General features: G+C 63.4%; 3 protein-coding genes and 1 pseudogene. 1 reads left to right on the top strand and 3 read right to left on the bottom strand.

Annotation, left to right across the window (positions count from 1 at the left end; translation table 11 throughout):
* Positions 1 to 211 precede the first annotated feature (211 nt).
* The gene (gene nadE, locus Q0X61_RS12920) at positions 212 to 1,021 is read right to left on the bottom strand and encodes an ammonia-dependent NAD(+) synthetase (protein WP_297743266.1); all 810 of its coding nucleotides are present in this window, start codon (positions 1,019 to 1,021) and stop codon (positions 212 to 214) included.
* A gap of 118 nt (positions 1,022 to 1,139) precedes the next feature.
* The gene (locus tag Q0X61_RS12915) at positions 1,140 to 1,748 is read right to left on the bottom strand and encodes a hypothetical protein (RefSeq protein ID WP_297743264.1); all 609 of its coding nucleotides are present in this window, start codon (positions 1,746 to 1,748) and stop codon (positions 1,140 to 1,142) included.
* Positions 1,749 to 2,151: 403 nt separating this feature from the next.
* Here Q0X61_RS12915 and Q0X61_RS12910 point away from each other — a divergent pair, with 403 nt between their 5' ends.
* Positions 2,152 to 2,535: an N-acetyltransferase gene (locus tag Q0X61_RS12910; RefSeq protein WP_297743262.1), complete on the top strand. Its 384-nt coding sequence runs from the start codon at positions 2,152 to 2,154 to the stop codon at positions 2,533 to 2,535.
* 88 nt (positions 2,536 to 2,623) lie between these two features.
* Here the strand turns inward: Q0X61_RS12910 and Q0X61_RS12905 are convergent.
* Positions 2,624 to 3,571, bottom strand: a pseudogene (locus Q0X61_RS12905) (threonine synthase); the annotation flags it as partial.

The following is a 3,571-nucleotide window of genomic DNA, read 5'->3' as shown; positions in this document are numbered from 1 at the left end:
GCCACCCAGCGTCATACCCCCAGCGAGCGCGAATGCAGCGAGGCTAGCACACAGCTTCTTCTTCATACCCATGTCTTTCGTATTCCCCACGTGCGGCCCTTTCCGCATCGAGACAGCCAGGAGCCTAGCTGAACGAGATGCGAAACGCACAAGGGTGCGCCCGCATGAGTGGTGGACCCCGAGGCTGGCGTTAGCCCTTCTCAGCTCCGGTTCAGCGCCACCACTCATCCACCAGCGACGCCGGCGTCGCGCGCTTGTGCCTGCTCCGGAACCACTTCTGCTCGATCACCTCGGCGACGTCGTCGGGCACATCGCGGCCCTCGAGGTAGTCGTCGATGTCGTCGTAGGCGATGCCCAGCTCGTCCTCGTCGCTGCGCTGCGGGCGGTTGTCGAGCAGGTCCGCCGTCGGCACCTTCTGCCACAGCGGCTCGGGCGCCTGGAGGTGCTGCAGCAACTGCCGAATCTGGCGCTTGTTGAGGCCATAGAGCGGCAGCAGGTCGGCGCCGCCGTCGCCAAATTTCGTGAAGAATCCGGTGACGGATTCGGCGCCGTGGTCGGTGCCGACGACGAGCAGGCCGGCGTCGCCTGCGATGGCGTACTGCGCGATCATCCGGGCGCGAGCCTTCACGTTGCCCTTGTTGAAGTCGCTGATCTGGGCACCCATCGCCTCTTCGTACGCGCGCTCCATCCCGTCGACGGATTTCTTGATGTTGATGGTCACCTCGGTGCGGGCGGCGACGAAACGCATGGCTGCGGCCGCGTCGGTCTCATCGGCCTGCACGCCGTAGGGCAGCCTCACGGCGACGAACTGCCCGTCCACCATCCGTTCGGCTGCGAGCTGCGTGAGGCGCCCGGCGAGCGTCGAGTCGACCCCGCCCGAGATGCCCAGCACGAAGCCCTTCGCGTGGGCGGTGGCAGCATAGTCGACGAGGAACTGCACCCGTCGCTCCACCTCGGCCGCCGGATCGATCTGAGGCTGGACGCCCATCTCATGGATGATCTGTGCCTGGAGTTCGCGCATGGGCCAACACTATGCGAGAGCTGCCGAGTCGACGAGCCTTCGTCTCGGCAAACGGGCCACCACGCCGCCCTCGCCAGCGCGCCGAAGCACCGCCTGCCCCTCGGACAGCAGGGCTCGGTCAACCGAAAACCTTGTCGAGTTCCAGACGGTCCGACTTGACTCTGTAGTAGCGGATGGCATCAAGAGGTAGTGCGATGGATCCTCCTTTGACGAAAGCGCTGGCGGTCCCCGAAACTTTGATTCGCACACGGGCTGTCGAATGCATATTCCACGAGGAAGTGATGTGGTTCCAGACGGCAATACCGACACCAGCCCCATAGGACGGGCCAACGAACCGAAGAGAACGAACCTTGTTGGACACCACGTCGGCCTTGAATCTCTGATTTACCGTCATGACGCCGATATTGACAGGCTGCCAAGCTGAGAACGTGTAGTCCCTCACCGCCAAGGGAGAGGCCTCAGCTCTCGGCCTCATGTCGGCCATCCGCGCCTGCGACTGCAATTGCGAAAAGAAATCCGCAGCAATGGCCGCAGGAGATCTGCCCGAGGCTTCCACAGTTGGATCCAGGACCACCCTGATCTCATCCTCTTTGACGTCGATGACGCCGGGATTCGAATGCTCGATGAGCGCTGCAAGCTCTCGCCCACATCGGTTGCCAAATCGGTTTGGGCTTTTGCAAAGCTTGGGGCGATCGCCATCAGCAATGTCATTAATGCAATAGAGCATGCGCGCAGGACGAATGTGCTCTTGTTCATAAGGAATTCTTCAAAGTTGTAGGGACTGTAGAAGCAGTAATCCTGTCCAAATGCCCAGCACCACAGTGACCGCCGTCACATTCGGTTTGGATTCTCCCTTGCTCTTATCTGCGACCACGCCATACCCGAGAAAGCCCAACGAAAGGAGAGCCGGGACGGCCATGGGTATGCCGAGCACTCGCTGACTCACCTCGAGAAGGTTGCCTGACGGAAGCCAAACCAGCGAACACGTCACAACGAGGATGGCCGGAAGCTGCCACCAACAGTCCTTGAACACCATTGTCTGCCTCCGTCACTTCTTCGTCGGGCGAGTGACATAATACACCAAACTTGCACCTCGTGCACCGTTGACGCACGGTCCATGCTACCGCCCCATGCCCCCCGTCGGCAGAACGACAACGTTCACACGTGGTCCCCTCGAATGTAGGGGCCGTAGCTCACAGATCTTCGTCCGGAGAACGCCGGGTTGCCACAATGGGTTTGTTGGTTGCAGAGAATCTGCCGATGGCGGCCAACGCCCCTTGAGCGGGCGCACGCTGCAGACGTTGTTCACGATGCCTGAGGCCCATGGCACCGGGCTCGGCAACGCGCTACTCGAGGCGACTCTTCCCGACGACGAGCCCGCCTTCCTGTGGGTGATGCGACGCAACCCGCGGGCCGTGCGCTTCTACGCCAAGCACGGGTTCGTCCCCGACGGCTACACCAAGCGCACGCTTGGCTGGGGAGGCATGGACCTGTTGCGCATGGTGCGTCAGTAGCCGATCCCGCGGCGGGCCGCGAACACCAGCCCGTCGCGCATGATGCCCCCTACCAACACGAGGACCAGCAGACCGATCAACAGCACCATCACGACTGGCCCGCCACCTCCTCGATGATGCGCTTCACCGCAGCCACGTCGTTCGCCACCTCGATGACGTGCCTGGGTTTGTCTTCTAACCCGGCGAACCGCTCGTCGCGCTCAGGATCCACACCGACGGCCTCCCGCACCGTTTCCGCGAACTTCACCGGCAGCGCCGTTTCCATCACGGCGCGCACGCGCCCAGGCACCGGGTTCTGCAACGCGACGTGCATCCCGTCGGCGGTGTGCGGGTCGATGAGGCGCGCGTCGGACTCGTACACCGCGCGTATCGCCGCCAACCGGTCGGCGTGCGTCGACGAGCCCGCGACGAACGCGAACCGTCGCTCGATCTCCTGGAACTCTGCGGTGTCGGAGAGGTCGAAGAACCCGTCCGAACCGAGGCGCTCGACGAACAACTCGCGCAGGCGTGCCGCGTCGCGCCCGACGAGGTCGAAGATGAAGCGCTCGAAGTTCGACGCCTTCGAGATGTCCATCGACGGCGAGCTGGTCTTCAGCGCGCCGTCGCGCGGGCGATATACCCCTGTCGTGAAGAACTCGGCGAGCACGTCGTTCTCGTTCGATGCGAGCCGCAGTTCGACGATGGGCAGCCCCATCTCGCGCGCGATGTGCCCGGCGGCGATGTTGCCGAAGTTGCCCGACGGCACCGTGAACGCCACGCGCGCCGCGGGGCCTTCCTCATCGGTGATACGCAGCCAGGCGGCGAAGTAGTAGACGATCTGCGCGAGCAGCCGCGCCCAGTTGATGGAGTTCACCGCACCGATGGAGTAGCGCCGCTTGAACTCGGCGTCGGCGTTGACGGCCTTGACGATGTCTTGGCAGTCGTCGAACACCCCGTCGACCGCGATGTTGCAGATTGCCGGGTCGTCGAGCGAGTACATCTGTGCCTGCTGGAAGGCGGACATCCGCCCTTGCGGCGACAGCATGAACACCCGGAT

Origin of the sequence: uncultured Tessaracoccus sp., assembly GCF_947255005.1 — a bacterium.
Classification (GTDB): Bacteria; Actinomycetota; Actinomycetes; order Propionibacteriales; family Propionibacteriaceae; genus Arachnia.
This window is presented reverse-complemented; position numbering and strand designations above follow the sequence as displayed.